Here is a 21214-nt window from a genome sequence, read left to right on the forward strand (position 1 = left end):
CACGAGATTTTTGGCTTCTTTTTTTAAGGGGCAAATACTAGCTTGTGTCGTAACTTTTCATTTTCTTTCATCATTGTTTTAGTAAATACTAATCATTCTGATAATTATTGGGTTTATCGGAGACCCATGCCTTCTAAAAAATAAAACCTTCGCAACTAAGGTGATACAGCATTTAGTTAGTCAATATAAATAATGTTGTTATCGATAACAAATTTAAAATCAAGAACGTAACTCATTCCTTCCAATACCTCCTTTAAAGAGCTGTTTTTATAGGTTCCTGTATAAGGTCGATTAAGTATATTCTTATTGCCCACCTCTATCTCAACTCCATACCATTTTTCCAAATCTTTTTGAATCGCCTCAAAGCTGGCATCTTTAAAATACAAAACCCCATCTTTCCAGCCTAAAACAGCATCTTTATCAAAGCTCCCCTTTGAGAATCCATCCAAGCTTTCACTATATGTCAACATCTCATCAGGTCTCAAAAATATTTGTTCATCTAATTTGTCATTTTCCAATTTTGTTACAGCCACCAAGCCAGTTACTACAGCTACTTTTATAGTTTCCTCATTTTCAAAAGCTTCTATATTAAAAGAAGTACCTTTTACCGTAGTGGCTATATTCCCACTTTCAATCACAAATGGTTTCGACTGATCTTTTGTTACATCAAAAAAAGCTTCACCTTCTAGCACTACCCTTCTTTCTTTCCTATTGAAATCGGGGTATACTTTCAGCGTTGTACCTGAATTCAATTTTACCCTAGTACCGTCTGGCAACTTGAATGTCGATTTAGTACCAAACGGAGCTTTCTTTTCTACGAAAGCAATTTCCGTATTTGGAGATGGTTCTGAGGCACCTAGCTCGTCCTTCACAAAATAATAGCCAACACCCGCTACGAGTAAAAAAGCGACAACAGCCGCTGCTTTTCGACCAAACCAACTCGATGTTACGCTAACGAAGCTAACCGCCTTTCCCTTTTCCACAGGCTTTGTTTTCGACTTTAATTTTAAAAACTCTTGGTGGAACTCATCATCGGAAAGAGTTTCTACATCGAATGTAAGAGAAGACAAAAAAAGCTTAGCTTCTTCTACCTCCAAAGACTTTTCTGGGTTCTTGGCAATCCAGCTCTCCCAAAATACCTTATCCTCTTTGCTCAAGTCAAAGTAATATTTTTGAAAAGACTCGTCTCCAATAAAATCTTCTACTGTATATTTTTCAAATTGCATGTGTAATCTCTAATTAATATGTGCCAGCTCAACAGCTCCTGCACTCTTTTCTAACGGGTTTCATTAGCTAGTGCGGCAAGAAGAGATTCCATACTGAAAATTATTGATTTTTTTTATAAAAAAATCGTAATTCACTGATTGTCAGAACAAATAATTCAACAAAATAATAAAAAAAGGGAGAGGATTTATATAAAAAAGAAAGCTGCGATAACTAAGCTAATAAGAATAGCTCTCAATAATTTGATGGCTTCGTACGAAAGGTTAACAACCGATTGCTGTTTTATCTGCAAGACTTCGGCTAGCTCGGCATAGTCCATTTTTTCGTAAAACTTCAAATGGATAATCTCCCTTTGCCTCGGTGTCAATTTTTTCAAGGCTTTTTGCAGGTTTTCAGTTAGTTCTAGCTTTATTTCGTTCTCAATAATAGTTTTTTCCTGAGAAAATGATAGTTCAAAATGCTGGTCTGACACTTTGTCTAAATCGATTTTTTTATCTACCAAATCCTTCATTAGCTTTCTCCTCAGATAGGTAAAAAGATAGGACTTCACCTTTTTTACCGAAACAATCTTGTGCCTTTTTTCCCACAAATCCATAAATATATCTTGGATGGCATCTTTTGTTAGTTCTTTGTTATTGGATAACTTGACTCCATAAGCAAATAAGCTCTGGTAGATAGCCTGATACAATTGCAAGAAAGCTGTATCATCTCCATTTTTAAAATGCTCCCAAAGCTTGTTCTCATCCAATTTAGTAGGATTACCCTTCATTTAAAAAAATGCTTTTAGTTCAATAATCAAGCAGACTTAATTATTCCTCAAAAAACTAATCTGTTTTTATGATAAAACGAAATATAAACCAAAAATAGAGTCCTCTTTTTATCAAAAATAAAAACTTCTTACTTTACTGCCCCAAAGGGGCTTTCACTCGAAGTTGACAAATTCGAGTATTTCCGAACAGTTTTGTTCAATAACTTATGTTACACTATATTTTTTACACATGCACGTTGTAGAAAAACAAAAAACTCATTCTAGCGATTATAAAAACCTAATATCAAGGCCATTTCTTAGTTTCAATCCACCAAATGAGATGAAAAAAATCCGATTTTCAAAGGGTGCTGTATTTTTGTATATATTTTAAACATTGATGGCATGGATGCTAACAGTAGAATACCCGATAAAAGTGACCCCTCCGATGAATTACAAGAGTTCCCTCAATATAACATACAATTACACTGTTGCCGTTACTGGTGGCTCCAAAACTGGGAGTTTAGTGAATTGTCTTATCCATTTTGGCGAATTTATCATAACAGCAATGAAGGAGCAGTAGTAATTTGCAATGGAAAGGAATATGATTTAACCCCAGATAGAATTGTTCTGATAGCTCCAAACACATCATATGCTACTCGGATACACAACCATAAAATCCCTAAGCTAGGATATTCTTTGAAAGGAGGAAGTGTGAATTTAAACCTCTCCAAAAAACGCTCTGACCATGTTTTGCACCTGTTTATCCATTTCAATCTAGGTATTCCTTTTGATAATATACCTTCTGGCATCTTCATTTTTGATCTCACCAACTACTTAAAAATAAAATTAAAGGACATAAAGCATTATATGGGCTATGAACATGTAAGTTTCAGCTTTCATAAAACCTTGACTATTCATTCTTTAATAAATGATTTATTATCGCAATTACCTGAGGGAAACTGGAAAACCTATACTAAAGACTACCGGATCCTTCAAGTTTTAACTTATATAGAGAACCATGTGAGTGAAGAACTGAGCAACACTACGTTAGCTGAAAAAACCAACTTGGTGACCAACGCTTTTGCCCGTTTATTTTCCGAAGAAATTGGGATGCCACCCCAAAAATATATCAAGAAAAAAAGAATTGATAAAGCCCGGATCTTGCTTCATCACACCCATTTATCAATTGATGAGATTGCCCTCAAAACTGGTTTCGCCGACAGGTACCACTTTTCAAGAATATTTAAACAAGTTACACGTATTTCACCAGCAAAGTACAAAAAAGAAATTGGGATGAAATAAAGCTTCAAAGACCATAAATGGCAACCTAAAGTTGAATCGGTTTCATACCACAAGCAATCAACTACTTTCTGCCCTTTGCCAATTTGCAAGCATACTTTTAATTGGCAAAATTCCATTTATTCATGTTTATATTTTGACGTTGCCACAGCCCATCAACTTTGAAATTTATTCGATCGGTATCCATAAATTGCAATCATTATAAAGCTAACGAATGGTAGAAAAAAGGAAAAATTAACAGCAGGCAATGGACCTACCGTGCCAAGGTCAATTATTGCACCTTGTATAGGAGGTAAAAGCGCCCCGCCTACAATTGCCATTACCAACCCGGCAGAGCCTAGTGTAACATCTTCGCCAACATCCCTGAGGGCAATACCGTAAATAGTGGGGAACATCAGTGACATAAAGGCTGAGGTAGCCATTAGGAAATAAAGCCCAGAGACGCCCACTATTAAAATAGCAGAAAGAGTTGTTACCATTCCACCTATGGCAAAAAACATAAGCAGCTTGCGGGCATTTATAAACCTCATGAGAAAGGTACTTATAAACCTGCTAGTCAGGAAAACAACCATTGCTGCTATGTTATACAATTGAGCCGTTGCTTTGTCGATTCCCAAATTACCTGCGTACTGTATAATAAATGTCCAACACATAATTTGAGCGGCAACATAGAAAACCTGGGCAATCACTCCCTCCCTATATACTTTATTGCCCAAAAGCCTTTTAGCCGAATCTAAAGGATGAATTTTTATTTCATGTTCATTTTGTGGCATTTTCACCATTGCTATCACGACTAGCATTACGATTACTACAATGCCTATAACTACATAAGGGTTACGGATAACCATTAGGTCATGAGCCCTGTCCATAGCTTTGGTTGTAGCGTCCAACATGGAAAAATCGATCAGGTTTCCCGCTTCGTCCGTGTGCTTATCGGAGTGCAAGGCGGCAAGGATTAAGCGTGATGCTACAAACATTCCGATTAACGAGCCCATTGGGTTGAATGCTTGCGCTAGGTTTAAGCGCTGGGTAGCCGTTTCTTTTTCACCAAGCGATAAAATAAATGGATTAGCTGTTGTTTCTAGAAATGCCAATCCAAATGTGAGGATATAAAGGGAGACTAAGAAAAAACCAAACACTTGAAACTGAGCGGCTGGCCAAAACAACAATGCTCCAGTCGCATACAAAGCCAGACCTAATAATATCCCTTTTTTGTAGGAATATTTTTGGATGAACAAGGCTGCTGGAATAGCCATAGTAGCATACCCTCCATAAAAAGCAAACTGAACCAACGATGCTTTAAAGTTTGAGATTTCCATGATGGTTTTAAAAGCTGCCACCATTGGGTTAGTGATGTCATTGGCAAAACCCCATAAGGCAAAAAGACTGGTTATTAATATAAATGGGAGAAGGTTTTTTCGATCTACTATTTTGGGGGTGGATTTTGACATTATTGTTGTTTTGTGTTTGTAAGATAAGTTGATTTTAAGCTACCCGTTTAGAATTTTTTCTTAAATGGCTAGTTTAGAATGGCTACCAAACCTACTTTTTATTGACGGGTATATCAATGGGTTGGAATAAAAAAATCTTAAATACAAAGATTATGACCAAAACAATATAAGGAAATGTTTATTTATAGGAATTTTGTATCTGTTTTAAACATGGACAAACAAGAACTCAACAAAAGCACCTTAATTTAGGGAGCCTTTCAACGGTTTTTAGCCTTTGAAAAATGGCAACACCTTGCCAAAGAGAAGACTTAATAGGGGAGTTAAAAAAGACGAAACAAACGGATGTAATGTAACTTAACACATAAAAGACAAAACATATGTAGAGAAGGAGTGTTTGTGGAACTTACCGGATTCGAACTTACCCTTATAAAGTATTGAATATCTTTACTTTGTGACTTACATTCAATTTCTCTTATCATGGATGTTAAACATTTGGGCTAAAAGGGAAATTTACTCACTAGCTATAATCCAACATTACCAATTACAGGCTTCTTACCTATTAGACTATATCATTGTCACAAACCGTGATATAGTCTACTGTTTGTTCAATAAAACTAAAATAGTAATATAATTGATATTCAATTATACAATCACCAAATGTGAATGTAACCCAAGCCTATCAAGACAAGTTCGACACCGACTAGCTGGACAAAATGAGACATTTCGTAAATTCAACAATAGAGGTGTTTAATTTAAAAGGATAATCTACGATCAACTTATAAAGATTGGGGACTTCATTTTCTTTGTACAGCCCATTGTGATACAATTCAAGCACTTAATAACGAAGACGCTATATCAATTCCGAATCTATAGAATGTAAAACCCTATTTATTATCAATGACCCAAATCAATTGCCTTTGATATACCTTCCCTTTTTTATGACACCTCTACTCCAACAAGTCAAATCTTAATAAAACCTCTTTGCTAAGCTGAACATGAAGAAGCTACCCTGCTATTAAGCTCAAATATGTTCTACAAATCTAAAGAAATCCCAATTGCAGAATATTCATATTTTTTAAAATGCTTTCATCTAAAAATTTTACAGTATTTTTAGCTAAAAAACGCTTAACAAAAAACAAATATTATTAAAGTTATATTTATCATATCATAAATACAACTTCAATAAATGCAACTAATTATCAAAATACATCTATTATATCAACTTTTTTATACTTGTTAATAATACCAAACAAACAATAAAAATATTGTATAATAGTTATAACAATGATTATTTATCATTCTTTTTGTGATATCATTTTTTTTAGAGTCATATATACACCTCCACTTTCTAATGAATAAATATTCATCACACCACAGAGAAAGCAATTAACAAAACTCAAGCACAAATCATATTAGAATAATACAATTTTAAACACAATAAAAAAACCAAGTAATGATTTCAAAACCGATAATAAGCACCCTACTACTAACATCTATATTCACCCTTTTTATTGGCTCTACTGCCAATGCTCAGTGGGACGGCACATCAGGCAAACAATACTTCATGGGGAATGTGGGGATTGGGACGAGTACGCCTGCCTACTTGTTAGACATAAAGGGTATATCGAATAATGATAATCTTTTTAGAATCAAAGCATATGATTCTAGTAGTGATTATTTATCAATCTCAAATTCGACCTCCCAGCCTAGCCAGTTTATACCAATGATCAAAGGGTTTCATGATACCGACCTTCGACAAGCTTTAATATTAGTAGGTGAGATAGGGAGCAATAATGATGCAGGTAGCGAACCTGTAATGGTTTTTGATTCTAGACTGACTGGAGGTGAAATCACAGCAAGACCACTTTTTGGCTGGGCAAGCAAAGGAGAGAGAAAAATGATTATGGATGCTGATGGTAGTTTAGGGATAAGTGTTAGTTCACCATCTGCCGCACTACACGTCGCTTCTTATAAGGTAGATGCAGGTGGAACAAAATTAGCCGCAGTATTAGGAAATGACTGGAACTCTTGGACAGCTTTTGGCTCGCCAAATGGAGGTAGGATTAGGGGCTCGGGAGAAGGGTATTTAGTTTTAGAATCAAACCCGAATGGTATTGATAGAAGAGTATTAATAAATAGCAAGTCCTCTGGTGATGTATTAATAGCACATGGAGGTGGTAATGTAATTGTTGGTTCATTAGATGGGGTTGACATATCAAAACTTAATAGTGGGTTTAATCTTTTTGTTCGTAAGGGCATCATGGCCGAAAAAGTAAAAGTAGCATTAAAAAGCGGCTGGTCAGACTTCGTATTCGAAGAAAACTACGCCCTCCCCTCCCTCTCCAAAGTAGAAAGCTATATACAAGAAAACCACCACTTGCAGGATATCCCCTCTGCCAAAGAAGTAGAAGAAAACGGCATCAACCTAGGTGAGATGGACGCTAAGCTCCTTCAAAAGATTGAGGAACTCATGCTTTATACCATTGAGCAGGAGAAAGCTATAAAGCTTCAACAAAGTAAAATTCAAAAACAAGATCGAGAAATCTCTGAATTGAAAAACTTAGTCAACCAACTTATAAACAAACAATAATCCTCTTGTCAAAATGAAAAATTTTATACTGACTATCTCCTTTTTGTTGGCTTATATCTCAATTTATGGGCAACAAGTAAATGTATCCTATTTAAACCCAACCCATTCAGACTCTGCTAAAGTGGTTTATGAATTTTTAAGATTAGGGACTTCAAGTAATTACTGGGGAGGTTTAATGCATAATATTTCATCCACTTCTTATGGTAATGGTGAGGATTTTTCAATTTTTACATATGGCAATCGTGATATGACCTTTCGCACTGGAACAGGAAACTTTATCATATTTCCAAGTGATGGAGGAAAAGTTGGAATTGGCACCTCAAACCCACAATCAAAGTTACACATATCTACTACTAATTCTAATGCATTTATCTACTCTCAAACAGGAGGTGTCAATGGCTCACTGATGAAAATTGGTGCAGTCAGTTCAAATGGAATGAAAGAAGCCCAAATTCAGTATGAAGGAAGATTTGGACTATACAATGTGGGCACATCGTCATTTAGCATGACAATTGACGAAGAGGGCTATGTTGGGATTGGTTATAAATATCCTAAAGCAGGTCTTCATGTCGCCAAGTACAGCACTCTTGAGGATGGAACAAAATTAGCCGCAGTATTAGGAAATGACTGGAACTCTTGGACAACTTTTGGATCTGTAGATGGAGGTAGGATTAGGGGCTCGGGAGAAGGGTATTTAGTTTTAGAATCAAACCCGAATGGTATTGATAGAAGAGTATTAATAAATAGCAAGTCCTCTGGTGATGTATTAATAGCACATGGAGGTGGTAATGTAATTGTTGGTTCATTAGATGGGGTTGACATATCAAAACTTAATAGTGGGTTTAATCTTTTTGTTCGTAAGGGCATCATGGCCGAAAAAGTCAAGGTAGCCTTAAAAAGCGGCTGGTCAGACTTCGTATTCGATGAAAACTACGCCCTCCCCACCCTCTCCGAAGTAGAAAGCTTTATCCAAGAAAACAATCACCTACAAGACATCCCCTCTGCCAAGGAAGTGGAAGAACACGGCATCAACTTAGGCGAGATGGACGCCAAACTCCTCCAAAAGATCGAGGAATTGATGCTTTATACCATTGAGCAGGAGAAGAAAATCGAGAAGCAAGTTGCAAAAATTCAAAAGCTTGAAGATGAGAATTTGGAGCTGAAAAAACAGCAAGAGAAAATCAATAAACAAGAAGAGAAAATAGAAACCCTAGAGAAGTTGGTCAACCAGCTACTTGAAAAAGAATAAACCTTAAACTGAATTTAACAAATACTTTCAACCAATGAACAAACTACTCTTTTATATCATCTCTTTTTTAGGGATATTGGTATTTGCCGGTATCAGCCATGCCTACAGCCAAGATTATTTTACTTTAACAAATAGGCCTGACCAGCCTAGGGGAAGCTTCACTATCAATGGCGATGCAAGCATCTTTTACCCAGTAGTTTTCACAGGTTCCAATGCCAATAATAACAATAGCCCTGTCTCCTTGCAGATTTATAGGAATAATGTTCATGAAAATGGAAGTTGGACTGGCACCTGCGACGTGCGGATCATGTATACCTCATCCAACTGGGGGCATAACAATCGACATTACCAAGCGTATGTTACGCAACTAAAAGGAAGAGGTGAAAATGAATTGCCCTTGGTCTCTGATATATTACCAACCTACAAATCAGACAGGATAATCATTTGGCTGAGGGGAGGAGGAATAACCTACTATTGGACGAGTACTGATGAGATAATAGTTCCCAGTACAGAAAATACTTGGGGCAACAATAATCAAGTTACTACCCCACAAGGGGAGATATTCACCACTAAGTCCAAGATAGAGGACAAGTTCAAACCCAACAGTGTACTTGTACATACCGGAAGAATCTCTGGGGCTTCATTAACAGGAGGTTCTGCATCAATTGGAGTTGATAACCTTTCAATTCCAGAAGGATACAAATTAGCCGTTGGTGGAAAAGCAATTATGGAAGAAGTGAAAGTGGAACTTGAAGAGAATTGGCCAGATTATGTCTTCGAAGAAAACTACGCCCTCCCCACCCTCTCCGAAGTAGAAAGCTACATACAAGAAAACAATCACCTACAGGACATCCCCTCTGCCAAAGAAGTGGAAGCAAACGGCATCAACCTAGGTGAAATGGACGCCAAGCTCCTCCAAAAGATCGAAGAACTGATGCTTTATACTATTGAGCAGGAGAAGAAGATTGAAAAACAGGAGAAAGAAATCACTGAGCTAAAAAAACAAGAGGAAGAAATTAAAGAACTAAAAAAATTAGTCCACCAGCTTATTGAAAAATAATAACCCTTTAATAAAAAAAATCCGACTATGAAAAAGAATTTACTATTGATTTTGGCAATACATTTTGTCTGTCAATTTGCAAATGCTCAAGACCAAAACCTGCCTTTAAATAATTTTATAGGTTTCGTGAAACCTGACGGTTCTGAAAGGTTCACATATAATGGGCAATCAATTGGACAATACTCTTTGGGATGGTACAATTTAAACCTATCATCTCCAGAAGCAAGAATGTCAGGGTATGGAGGGATTAAATTCTTCACAAATATGACCCCAAGGCTTTCCATAACAAAAAGTGGTTTTTTAGGAGTAGGGACAACAACACCTGAAGCAAAATTTGAGATTCAACACACAGGAACAATTGGAGGAAAATGGAATCCATCTTCAAGCTATTTTAAGTTAAGTGACGGCTCAATTTCGATGATCATGGATAACAACGAAATATATACGAATAACTCACTTAATTTAGGAGCATCAAATGATATAAAATTAAGTACGGTCGATGCAAGCTCATCTACTTTAAGGTTTATAATTACAAATGCAGGAAAGGTTGGAGTAGGTACTTCCAGCCCAAAGGCAACTTTCCATGTAAATGGAGATTACTATGGTAAAGGGCATATGTTTTTACATGCCTATGAAGGTGAGGGGAGCTCGGGTACTGCTTATATCCAAGCAAGAGACTTTTCAAACTCTTCAAATATTAATTTACGATTCAGAACTCAACAAAATGGGGTTCTCAATGAGGTAATGATTTTAACCCCAAACGGTAGGGTTGGAATAGGCAAAGACCCTATGCACCCCCTTGATATTGAAGGTTCATTCAGAATGGGGAGTAGAGATAATAGCATTAAGAATAGTAAGCTCATAATCGATGGTCCAAATGCAATTCCAAATGCAAATGAAAAAATCAATCGCGAAATCTCTTTTGAATACCTTGCCGCAGGGAAAGCCAAAATAAGATCATACAGAGGTGGTTCTTGGGATACTTACCTAGACTTTATGACATCAGAAGGCTCAAATTCTGGTGGCGAACCAAAAGTGCGAATGCATATAGCGGGAGATGGCAAAGTTCGAATAGGTGATGATAATCTCAATATCTCAAGCAACGACTACAAGCTTTTTGTAGAAACGGGAATCATCTCGGAAAAAGTTAAGGTAGCTGTAAAAGAAAATTGGGCAGACTTCGTATTCGAAGAAAACTACGCACTCCCCACCCTCTCAGAAGTTGAAAGCTTCATCCAAGAAAACCACCACTTGCAGGACATCCCCTCTGCCAAAGAAGTGGAAGCAAATGGCATTGACCTAGGCGAGATGGATGCAAAGCTCCTACAAAAAATCGAAGAACTAACCCTCTACACCATTGAGCAGCAAAAGGAGATAGAAGCTTTAAAGAAAAAGAATACCGAGCTTCAAAAGCAACAGGAAATGATCGGGTCGCTCCTTGAGAGGATCGAAAAGCTCGAAGGAAGGGAATAGCCCGAAAATCTCAAACCAAACAACAAACTTTAGGCAGGGCAGCCTGCCGACTAAGAACAAACATTGATGCCCGTTAAAAGCACCGCCCTCTTGCTAACGATATTCTTGGCAGCTTGCCTAAGCACTGCCCCTGCCCCGCTATGCGCCCAAGAAATTGGCCAAAAATGGGGATTGGGCAGCCTGTTCCAAAAAAACAAGCCGGCACAAGGGCCAGCGGGCGACCAATTAGGCCTGCCCGGCACCAACGGAGCCGGCAAGGATATCCTGGGCGACACGCTCCCGAGCAAATGGTCGATCGAGGGGAACTTCAGTATTAGCAACGCACAGCCGTTCTCGGCGAACATCTCTCCGCTCGTCTCTTATCGCTTGGACTCGACCTGGACTTTCGGGCTGGGGCCGGTGCTCAACTTCAGCCAAGCCGCCGGGGACGGGGAACTGCCCCAGTCTATCAGCTACGGGTATGGCCTGCGGACTTTTGCGAGGATGAGGCCGTTCCAAAAGCTGCCCTTCCTCCAGGCCGAATACGAGGGGCTCTCCGACAAGGACAGCATAGGACAAAACATGTTCACTTCCTCCATATTGCTGGGAGCTGGGCATACCTTCAAGATCGACGGCCGGAACAACGTGACTATCTCGGTGATGAGGAACCTCAACTGGAGCGGGGCGAGCACCGCCTACCCCTCGCCATGGGCAATCCGGATGGGGCTGCAAGTACCCTTGGGCAGCGGGAAGAACAAGATCGACAAGGTTGACCCCGACTTCGTGGAAAAATACCGCGGGGGGATACCGCTCGATGCCAAGCTCGACCCTATCAGCTTTTTGCTGCAGCGGCTCAAGCTGGAAGGCACGGTCAGCGTGACGCCGGGCGACCCGCCCACCATCGACGTATCGCCCACCTTCAACTATAGCATAGATTCGAGCCTGAGCATAGGCGTAGGGCCTGCGCTCCAGTTCCAAAAAAGCCTGAGTTCCTTGGAAGACCTCTCCGTCATGAACTATGGCGGGCGGGCCTACCTCCGCTACCAACTGGGCAACAAACTGCCCTTCGCGCAAGTGGAATACGAGGGGATCAGCGCACTGGACAGTACGAGCACAAAGGGCGGGAGGAGCTTCGTCTCCTCGGTGATGCTGGGCGCGGGCTACGACCTCAAGCTCTCGAAGCTGGGCGGTGTGCAGCTCACCCTGCTCAGGAACCTCAGCTACGACGGCGTGACGCCCGTGCACAACAGCCCTTGGGTACTGCGCACGGGATGGACAACGGGCATGCCCGTGACCACCAGCTCGGCGGGGCTGCCCACCATGGACGCCATGGGGCTGCTACAGCTCCTCACCAAGACCTTCAACCTGGAAGGGAACTTCAGCATCATACCGGGAAGCCCCAACAAAGTGGAGCTATCCCCCATGTTCAATATCCCGATAGACTCTGTGCTGAGCCTCGGGCTGGGCATCTCCTACCGCTTCGAGCAGGACAGCCTAGATTTCGCCAATAGGACGAACGAGCAATGGGGCGGCAGGGCCTACCTCCGCTACCGGCCAAAAGAGAAATGGCCCTATGCCCAATTGGAGGCAGAGGCGCTCAGCCGCAACATCGACAGCCTGGCCAGCGACACTTGGTACAGGAACTGGGAAAGCGGCCTGCTACTGGGCGCGGGCTACGAGCTACAGGCAAAAGGCTGGGCCATAGGCCTTACGGTGCTCCGTGACCTTGGCTTGGGGGATAATAAAAACAGGCAAGCCTCCCCTTGGGTATGGCGCACCACGGTGAAAAAGCCCCTGCACAAGCCCAAGAAAAACTACATACCGGGCAAGTCGCCACCGCCGGCGGCAAAGGAAGGAGACCCCGACAAGGAGCCGTTCTCCGAACGGATAGAGATAGAGGGGAACATCGGGCTGGTGCTCGGGCCCTCGCCGATGGTCGATTTCTCCCCGCTAGTCGGGTACAAGATAAAGGACTATTGGCTGGCGGGGCTGGGGCCCAGCTACCAGTTCCAGAAAGACGAGAAGACAAAAGAGGTGACGCAGGTATTTGGGGGAAGGATGTTCACCCGGCTGGAGCCGGAAGAGGGCTACCCCTACCTGCAGGCCGAATACGAATATATGCGGGGGCAGACCGACAGCAACAGCCCCCGGACATGGAAAGGGGCACTGCTGCTTGGCGGGGGGGTAAACTTCCCCATAGGCAAGAAAGCCTCCTTCCTCATCACCGTGCTCAGGGACGCTACCTGGGACCGGGAGACCTCCATCCGAAACGACCCCTGGGTCGTGAGGGCGGGATTGAAATTGTAAAGAAAAATCAAAACAACTAATTCGATATAAAATGTTACGAAAAAACATGATACAATTTAAATTTATACTAGCACTGCTCTGTACCGTGCTGGTGATAAAGGCAAATGGGCAGGAACTGCCTGAAGTGATACCTCCATCCCCAGAAGCACAAAAAATTATTCAATATATAGACTATCCTGTAAGCTATTCTACTGGTCTTTCTTCGGTAAACATTCCGTTATATACAATCAAATCAAAGGAATTGAATTTGCCATTATCCTTGAGCTACCATGCATCGGGTTTACAGCCATCTGCGGATGATGGCCTTGTGGGCTTAGGATGGAAACTCAATACAGGAGGGACAATTACTCGAGAAATAAACGGTCAACCTGACGAACAATATTGGGATCATATCATTAAGTCCGAAGATGATTTGCCATATGGCGAACAATGTGATGAGGTTATAAATGGAGGATGTTATCATACAAAGAATGATCCTGGGTATACCTATATGAGTAACATTGAAAAAAAGATCGATGATTCCGAATATGATATCTTCTATTATTCCTTATTAGGAAGCTCAGGTAAGTTTGTGTTCAAAAGGAGCAATGATATAAACACCTTTTTAGAACCTATCACATTACCTTACAAGCCATCTGTATCAATTAAGCCGATACTCAAAAACTCAACACCAGGTGGCTATTATTTTGAGTATTTTGATATTGTGGACGAGAATGGCAATTTTTATCGGTTTGGCAAATCTATTTCGACAGAAAAAGAGGAACTAGAAAAGTTTGTAAACAATAGTAGTTCTATTACTGTCAAGGGAAGCACATCATGGTTATTAACAGAAATTATATCAGCTAACAAGACTGATACGATTTACTTTGAATATGAGAATGTATTCAATACAGAAACCCCTACATTGGAAGCACATAAGTATATTTTAAAGCTGAACAGGAGCCAGTCTGTTACAGAGGGGGGGCTTGGTTCTTCCCTCAGCGGATATAGTTATACCCAAAAGAGAATAAAAAAAATAACTTCCAAGAATTGTGAGGTTAGCTTTTCCTATAAAGGGAAGTACTACAAAAACAAGATTCTTGAAAAAATAGAAATCTTTAAAAGGGGAGGCACCACGCCTTTTAAAACGATTAATCTCAAGAGTTCCAAATACCACAACGATTCAGACAGGCTAAATTGGTACAAGCTTGAAGAGGTCAGCTTTGAAGATGTAGACCTTGAAGAAATATATAAATATAGTTTGGTCTATTATAATGATGGGACTCCATCAAAGTTTCCCAATATTCATGATGAGCAAACAGAGGAGACCTACTCAGTAGACTACTGGGGCTATTTCAACGGTGCATCCAATACCGCCCTACTAGACCCTTCCCAATCAAACATTGGACCGTTTATTAGTAAAACAGCAGATAGAACCCCTAATCCAATCTACTCAATGTCAGGAGCATTGGAAAGTATTACATATCCCACAGGGGGCAAGACCACTTATACGTATGAAGGAAACGAAAATTCAAATGGGTCAATTATCGGTGGATTACGGATACGTGAGATAAAGAAAGAAGGGGGAGGAGAGGATATGCTAAGAACCTTTGTGTATGGAATTGGTACAGACGTAATATCCTTTGGATATCCCACAAATATTATTGGGCTACCGGTAAGTTCTGGCTTATTTAGGCAAATTTCGATACAGCTTAATGGAAATGTGGCATCTTCATTGACACGGACTTATCTCTCTGCCCCGGAAGCAAGCATAAACTTAAACGGAAGCCCTAGTACCTATAAAAACGTCAAAGAATACATTGGTAGCGAGACAAATAATACAGGCTGGATAGAGCATGACTTTGATGCTTTTCCTATAGTAAGCCATCAACATATATCCACAGATGTTTTTCCGAAAAATGAATGGGTTTTATGGTGGCCTTACTACGAACTATTTACAACCCAGCCTATAGGGATAGCTTATGAAGCAGAGGTCTTTTACCAATCCACATACGTATTTGGTGAAGTTTTCGAAAAAAGCACAAAATATTACAATGGTTCAGCATTAATAAAAGAAGTCGAGAATTTTTATTCCCATGAGGAGAAGGAACTATTACAAGGCCTAAAAATAAGACGTTTTGTAAGCCCTTCATCATCGTATGGAGTTTTAAAAAACCGATTTTTTTGGCGTAGGAATTACCATGTCCAACAACTATCCCAAACACTCGACAGCACGGTAGTGACAGATTATCTAGAGGGCGGGGAGTTGACATCTAGAACCTACTATACCTATGATGCTAACTTGTTCGTGAAAGAAAGCAAGACCAAAGACAGCAAAGGCGTTTGGAAGATATCAAAGATGAAATACCCCACCGACTTTGCTACCTCGGGGAACGTCTATGAGAAGATGAAGGCAAGGCACATCCTCTCCCCTGTCATAGAGACATCAAACTATCTGGGCTCGACATTCCTTTCCTCGCTCAAGTCCTCGTACAAAGAGTGGGGCGGGGATATCATCGCCCCAGAGCTGGTACAGACCAAAAAGAAGGGGCAGGCCAGTGCGGAGACAAGGATAAGGTACGAGAGTTATGACGACTTTGGAAACCCTCGCACGGTAAGAAAGGAAGGGGGCACGCCCATCACCTACCTCTGGGGCTACAACAACACACTACCGATAGCAAATGTGGCCAATGCAGCGTACGAAGAGGATATTGAAACATATACCGAACAGGCTCCAATCTCGTATTCAAATGCCATTACCATAAGCGTGCCCACCGACCAAGACCTACCTAATACTACTTTTACCATCGACCAAGCGCAGACGGTGACCTTTACGGTATCTCTATCAAGCTTGGGCTCTCCAGGCAGCCCAGGTGAGAACATACTATACCTAAGTCTAGACGGTTCTACTTGGTCTTATAAATTAGATGCAGGAGAGAATATGCCATCGGCTCCTTCAATAACAAAGACCCTACAGCCCGGGACCTATAGCATCAAATATAGGGCGGCCCTGCTCCTCAATGGTTCTGGACTTATACTCGATCTCAACGGCAGCTATTTACGAACCCTAAAGCGCGCCCACGCCACCGTTTTCCATACCAGCTTTGAGGAAGATGGCAATAACAGCTCTTACGCCAAGACAGGAAGGAAAATCCATTACGGAACATACAAGGTCCCTCTTCCTACCACTGCCGGGAAGTACATCTTGAGCTACTGGAAAAAACAGGGCTCCGGAGACTGGCAGTACACCGAAGAACCTCCAATAACGGTCACTTCGACAGCTTTCCAGACAAAAACGATAGGTGCTATCGGTTCATACATAGACGAGGTAAGGCTCTACCCGACAGATGCCCAGATGACCACCTACACCTACGACCCGCTCATAGGGATGACCTCCCAAACAGACCCCAACGGGCTGACCACCTACTTCGAATACGACTCCTTCGGCAGGCTCAAGCTGGTCAGGGACCATGAGGGCAACATCCTCAAGTCTAACGAATACAACTACAAACACTAATTTTTTGACCAAGCTACAAAACAAAGACCATGAAATTAAAAATATATAGCATAGCCCTGCTTGCCCTCTGCTGGCTGGCAACTTGGGACGCACATGCCCAAACGGACAAAAACTATGTGCGCTCACATACCTATACTACCAAAAGACAGACGCTCCCCGCCAACCCACTAGGGCTGACCAAAGAGCAGGCACAGAGCAGCACCCAATACTTCGACGGGCTGGGAAGGCCTATCCAGACAGTGATAAAAGCAGGATCTCCCACTGGAAAAGACATGGTATCCCCTGTCCTCTACGATGAGTTCGGCAGGGAAGCGTTCAATTTCTTGCCCTACGTGGCCAGTGATTCCACAGGGACATATAAAAGCATGACCGGGATCGTCGATCCAGTGGCTAGCCCAACTCCCTACCAAGGAAGTGAACAGTATGACTTCTACAATTCAGGTACGATAGGAAATGGCATCACAGGCGATACCAAGCCCTATAGCAAGACCGCATTCGAGGCATCTCCATTGAACCGAGTGCTCTCCGAAACAGGGGCAGGGGCAAACTGGCATAATCTTGGCAAGAACGTGCAGTTCTTCGAGATGGTAAATGCCACAGAAAACGATATTGAAGACATCGTGTTGCCCCGCGACCAAGCAGAATATCCGATCAACACTAACTCGGGCAACCTGATAGGGGCAGCAAAGTCCGTGACCTTAGAGCCAGGCTTTACGTTCACCGCTACCGCCAACGGCTCGGCAACCGTCTACATCTCCCAATACAAAGCATCAGAGGTACACCAATGGTCGATTGAAAATGGGTCGCCACAAAACGAAGGGCTCTACCCCATGGGCGAGATCTATGTGAAGCAGGTGATAGACGAGAATGGGCAAAGCATGTACGAGTTCACCAACAAAAGTGGGCAGGTCATCCTCAAGAAATCGGAAGTAGCTAGCGAGACGGTGACAAGCGGGAGCGAAAGCTCTACAGAGACCGTGTTCACCTGGACCTATTATATCTACGACGACTTCGGTAACCTCCGCTTCGTACTCGCGCCAGAGGCATTCGAGACATTGAAGGAAAACAGCTGGACATGGAACAGCAAGGCAGCAGACCTCTCCTTCGAATACCGCTACGACGGCAGGAACAGGATGACAGAGAAAAGGATTCCAGGGATGGAAGGTTTCGTGTATATGGTCTACGATAAGCTGGACAGGCTGGTGCTTACCCAGGATCCCGTACAAAGGAATTCAAGCCTATGGGCATTTACAAAATATGATGTGTTCAACCGCCCCGTGCTTACGGGCATCACCACGATCACGGCAGCAAGCCAATCAGCGGCACAGGGTTTGGTAGATACCCATGGGACGTTCAACGAGTCACGCGGCAGCAGCATCTTAGGCTATACAAGTGTGGCCTATCCGAGTAACCAACAGGAATCTGCCTACCTCAGCGCCACTTATTATGACGATTACGAATGGAGTCCTTCGCTCTCGTTTGACGACACCCAATCTGGAAAAGGCTTTGACGATGACTATTTTACAAGGCTAAAAGGCCAGGTGACGGGCAGCAAGACCAGAATATTGGGCACGAGCGACTGGCTGGAGACCGTGATCTGGTACGACGACCGCTACCGCCCCATCCAAGTGGTGACCCAGAACAACCTTGAAGGTTCGGACAGGGTGTATACCCAGTATGACTTTGCGGGCCGGGTGACCAAGACCCGTACACTGCATAAAGCACAGGGCAAGGCAGATATCGCCATCTTGAAGACTTTTGCTCTCGACCACTTGGGCAACGTGACGCAGATAGACCACGAGATAGAGGGAACGGGGCATACGGAGACCATCGCCATGAACACTTATAACGCCTTGGGGCAGCTCCAAAACAAGGTCCTGAACAACGACAGCGGCAGCGGGGAAACGGCAGCCTACGCCTACAACATCCGTGGGTGGATGAAGTCGATCAACGGGGCGAGCGATCCCAACAACATGGGCAATAATAAGCTCTTCAATATGGAACTGTTCTACGAGAGCGGCTTCGGCACTGCCCAATACAATGGCAACATAGCCGGGGTGAAGTGGCAGACCGCCACCACCGATATGGAACGGAACTTCCAGTACAGCTACGACAAGCTCAACCGCCTCACCGCCGCCAATTATGGCTTTGACCAAAATTTCAACAGCGACGAGGACTACGACGTATCGAACATCACCTACGACCTCAACGGCAACATCCTTAGCCTAAACAGGAAAGGGCTGACCCAGCAGGTGCAGGAGCAAAAGAGCTATGGGTACATAGACCAATTGAGCTACAGCTACGATGGAAACAGGCTGCTAGGCGTGACCGACGGCACCAGCGGCAACGACCACGAGGTGGCGGGTGATTTTAAAGATGGGAACACCAGTGGCAACGACTATGCCTACGACGCCAATGGCAACTTGGTAAAAGACCTGAACAAGGGCATAAAAGACGGGAGCGGGAACGGGATCACCTATAACCACCTCAACCTGCCCAGCGTGATCAAGTTCGGATCTTCCGACAAGCGGATAGAGTACACTTACGATGCGGCGGGGATCAAGCTGCAGAAGAAGGTATTTGAAGGTGGCGCACTGAAAAAGACCACCGACTATGTAGGCGAGTTTGTGTACGAGGACGGCGAGCTGCAGTTCATGCACATGGCAGAAGGCAGGGTGCTGCCCAAGAGCGCGCTTCCATTCGAGAACGGGGACGGCTATGTATATGAATACCACTACAAGGATCACCTGGGCAACCTAAGGGTAAGCTTTAGGGAGGCGACCAAGGAATATGTGGCGACCATGGAGGAGACCCCGGAAGAGACCAAGGAACTGGAAGAAGCCACTTTTGACCAATTAGGGACAAGAGATGGGGAATTTTCACATGGCGGGACTAAAGCGGTCAAGATAGAATCTACGGTAGGCCCTTACAAGATGTTCAAGATCAGCAAGGACGACAAAGTAGAAGCATCCGTATGGGTCTATTACGATAACCCAGCATCTTCGCCAAGTTCAGGTAACTATTCCACATTTTTCTCGGAAAGTTTTGGGACAGGCTCGGAAACAGGAAGCTTTTTTGGTAACTTGGGATTGGGCATGAAGCCTCCTGGGACTGATGGCTTAAATGGTGTGCCCCTCGCCTATGTGCAGGTGGTGTTCTACAACGAGAACGACGAGGTGGTACAGAGCGCCAGGAAGGAGATCAGGAGCGAAGGCTCGGATAATTGGATCGAACTAAAGGCCTCCCCTGATAAGGCTAAGCACAATGGCTATGCAAAAGTGTTCGTAGTGAACGAGTCCAGCGAGCCGGTATGGGTAGACGATTTCAAGATCACGCACCAGCAACTGGTGGTGCAGGAAAACCACTACTACCCCTACGGCATGAACATGGCGGGGATAGAAAGGAAAGGAGCCCCTGACCACCTTTTCCAGTACAATGGAGGAGTTGAGAAAGAGGAATCTTTTGGGCTTAATTGGTATGAGACAGAGTATAGAAACTACGATAGTCAATTGGGAAGATGGCACCAAGTTGACCCATTGTCAGAAGCTGCTAGAAGCTGGACCCCCTACAGGTATGGACTTAACAACCCTATACGACTTAATGACCCCTCAGGCTTATTGGAAGCAAGTGATGTCCTAAAATTCTTAGAGAAAGGTGGGAGCCTTCCAAATGGTTATACATGGACTGATGATGATTCGGATGTTAACGATGGAGTATATGATCAACAAGAAGATAGGAGATATGAAAAGATTGATGATATTGGTGATGAATTTGGTATACATATTTTTCGAGATAAAGATGGTTCGGTTCATTATGTGAATACAGATACAGGTTTTAAAAAATCAGTGTCTGCAGAAGAACTTAAAAAGTTTAGATCAAGATTAAATGAATTATCACCTTACATAGAAGCTTTGATGCTACTTAAAGAACCAGGAGTTGGATTTAATTTTTCAGCCAGTGCTATTCTTGGAGGAGGGTTTGCAGGAGACATTTCGATAATTAAAGGTATTGATGGTGTAGGTGTTTATCTTTCGCTTGGACCTGCTTTAGGGTATGATATTGGAATCGCCGCGGGCGGATTTAAGTTGATTGATACTGCAAATGATGGAATTTCTATTATTGGAGGTGATCCTGCTGGACTTGAAGTCTATGGAGGTGGGGGGTTTATTTTGAATGGTGTAGTTGGTACTAACTTAGATCTTAATAATCCTAAGCTGTCGGGTTTCAAAAGGCTTAACACCCAATATATCAAAGTTGGTGCTTCAATAGGTGGGAAAGGAGGAGGAAGTGTTGGATTATCTTATTCCATTGAATTATATAAAACAAGAGATAAATAAT

Annotated in this window: 11 protein-coding genes; 8 read left to right on the plus strand and 3 right to left on the minus strand. The window is 42.5% G+C overall.

Translation table 11 applies throughout. The annotated features are described in order from the left end of the window. Positions 1–176: 176 nt before the first annotated feature. Both R9C00_19565 and R9C00_19570 read right to left on the minus strand, forming a co-directional pair. Entirely contained in the window at positions 177–1226 is a 1050-nt protein-coding gene (locus tag R9C00_19565; protein WPO33900.1) for a DUF4974 domain-containing protein, read from the minus strand. A gap of 185 nt (positions 1227–1411) precedes the next feature. Then, a complete protein-coding gene (locus tag R9C00_19570) occupies positions 1412–1993 on the minus strand; it encodes a sigma-70 family RNA polymerase sigma factor (protein ID WPO33901.1) in 582 nt (193 codons plus the stop codon). Between the two features lie 381 nt (positions 1994–2374). Between R9C00_19570 and R9C00_19575 the strand changes: the two genes are divergently transcribed. Then, entirely contained in the window at positions 2375–3274 is a 900-nt protein-coding gene (locus tag R9C00_19575) for an AraC family transcriptional regulator (GenBank protein ID WPO33902.1), read from the plus strand. Between the two features lie 152 nt (positions 3275–3426). Here R9C00_19575 and fucP read toward each other — a convergent pair whose 3' ends face one another. Beyond that, complete coding sequence (fucP, locus tag R9C00_19580; protein ID WPO33903.1) at positions 3427–4722, minus strand: L-fucose:H+ symporter permease; 1296 nt, start codon at positions 4720–4722, stop codon at positions 3427–3429. Positions 4723–6175: 1453 nt separating this feature from the next. Between fucP and R9C00_19585 the strand changes: the two genes are divergently transcribed. The 7 genes from R9C00_19585 to R9C00_19615 all read left to right on the plus strand — a co-directional run bounded on the left by R9C00_19585 (position 6176) and on the right by R9C00_19615 (position 21213). Beyond that, the gene (locus R9C00_19585) at positions 6176–7312 is read left to right on the plus strand and encodes a hypothetical protein (GenBank protein WPO33904.1); all 1137 of its coding nucleotides are present in this window, start codon (positions 6176–6178) and stop codon (positions 7310–7312) included. A gap of 13 nt (positions 7313–7325) precedes the next feature. Next, the gene (locus tag R9C00_19590; protein WPO33905.1) at positions 7326–8561 is read left to right on the plus strand and encodes a hypothetical protein; all 1236 of its coding nucleotides are present in this window, start codon (positions 7326–7328) and stop codon (positions 8559–8561) included. 34 nt (positions 8562–8595) lie between these two features. Then, positions 8596–9621 carry a hypothetical protein gene (locus R9C00_19595; protein ID WPO33906.1) on the plus strand — a complete coding sequence of 342 codons (1026 nt, stop codon included), beginning with the start codon at positions 8596–8598 and terminating at the stop codon, positions 9619–9621. 27 nt (positions 9622–9648) lie between these two features. Further along, complete coding sequence (locus tag R9C00_19600; GenBank protein ID WPO33907.1) at positions 9649–11094, plus strand: hypothetical protein; 1446 nt, start codon at positions 9649–9651, stop codon at positions 11092–11094. Positions 11095–11265: 171 nt separating this feature from the next. Further along, on the plus strand, positions 11266–13380 hold the full coding sequence (locus R9C00_19605; protein ID WPO33908.1) for a hypothetical protein: 2115 nt from the start codon (positions 11266–11268) through the stop codon (positions 13378–13380). A gap of 46 nt (positions 13381–13426) precedes the next feature. Then, the gene (locus tag R9C00_19610) at positions 13427–16876 is read left to right on the plus strand and encodes an RHS repeat domain-containing protein (GenBank protein WPO33909.1); all 3450 of its coding nucleotides are present in this window, start codon (positions 13427–13429) and stop codon (positions 16874–16876) included. A 29-nt stretch (positions 16877–16905) separates the two neighbouring features. Then, positions 16906–21213 (plus strand): DUF6443 domain-containing protein, encoded by a 4308-nt coding sequence (locus R9C00_19615; protein WPO33910.1) that lies wholly within the window; start codon positions 16906–16908, stop codon positions 21211–21213. The last annotated feature ends 1 nt before the right edge of the window (position 21214 follow it).

The sequence above is a fragment of the Flammeovirgaceae bacterium SG7u.111 genome (genome assembly GCA_034044135.1).
Lineage (GTDB): Bacteria > Bacteroidota > Bacteroidia > Cytophagales > Flammeovirgaceae.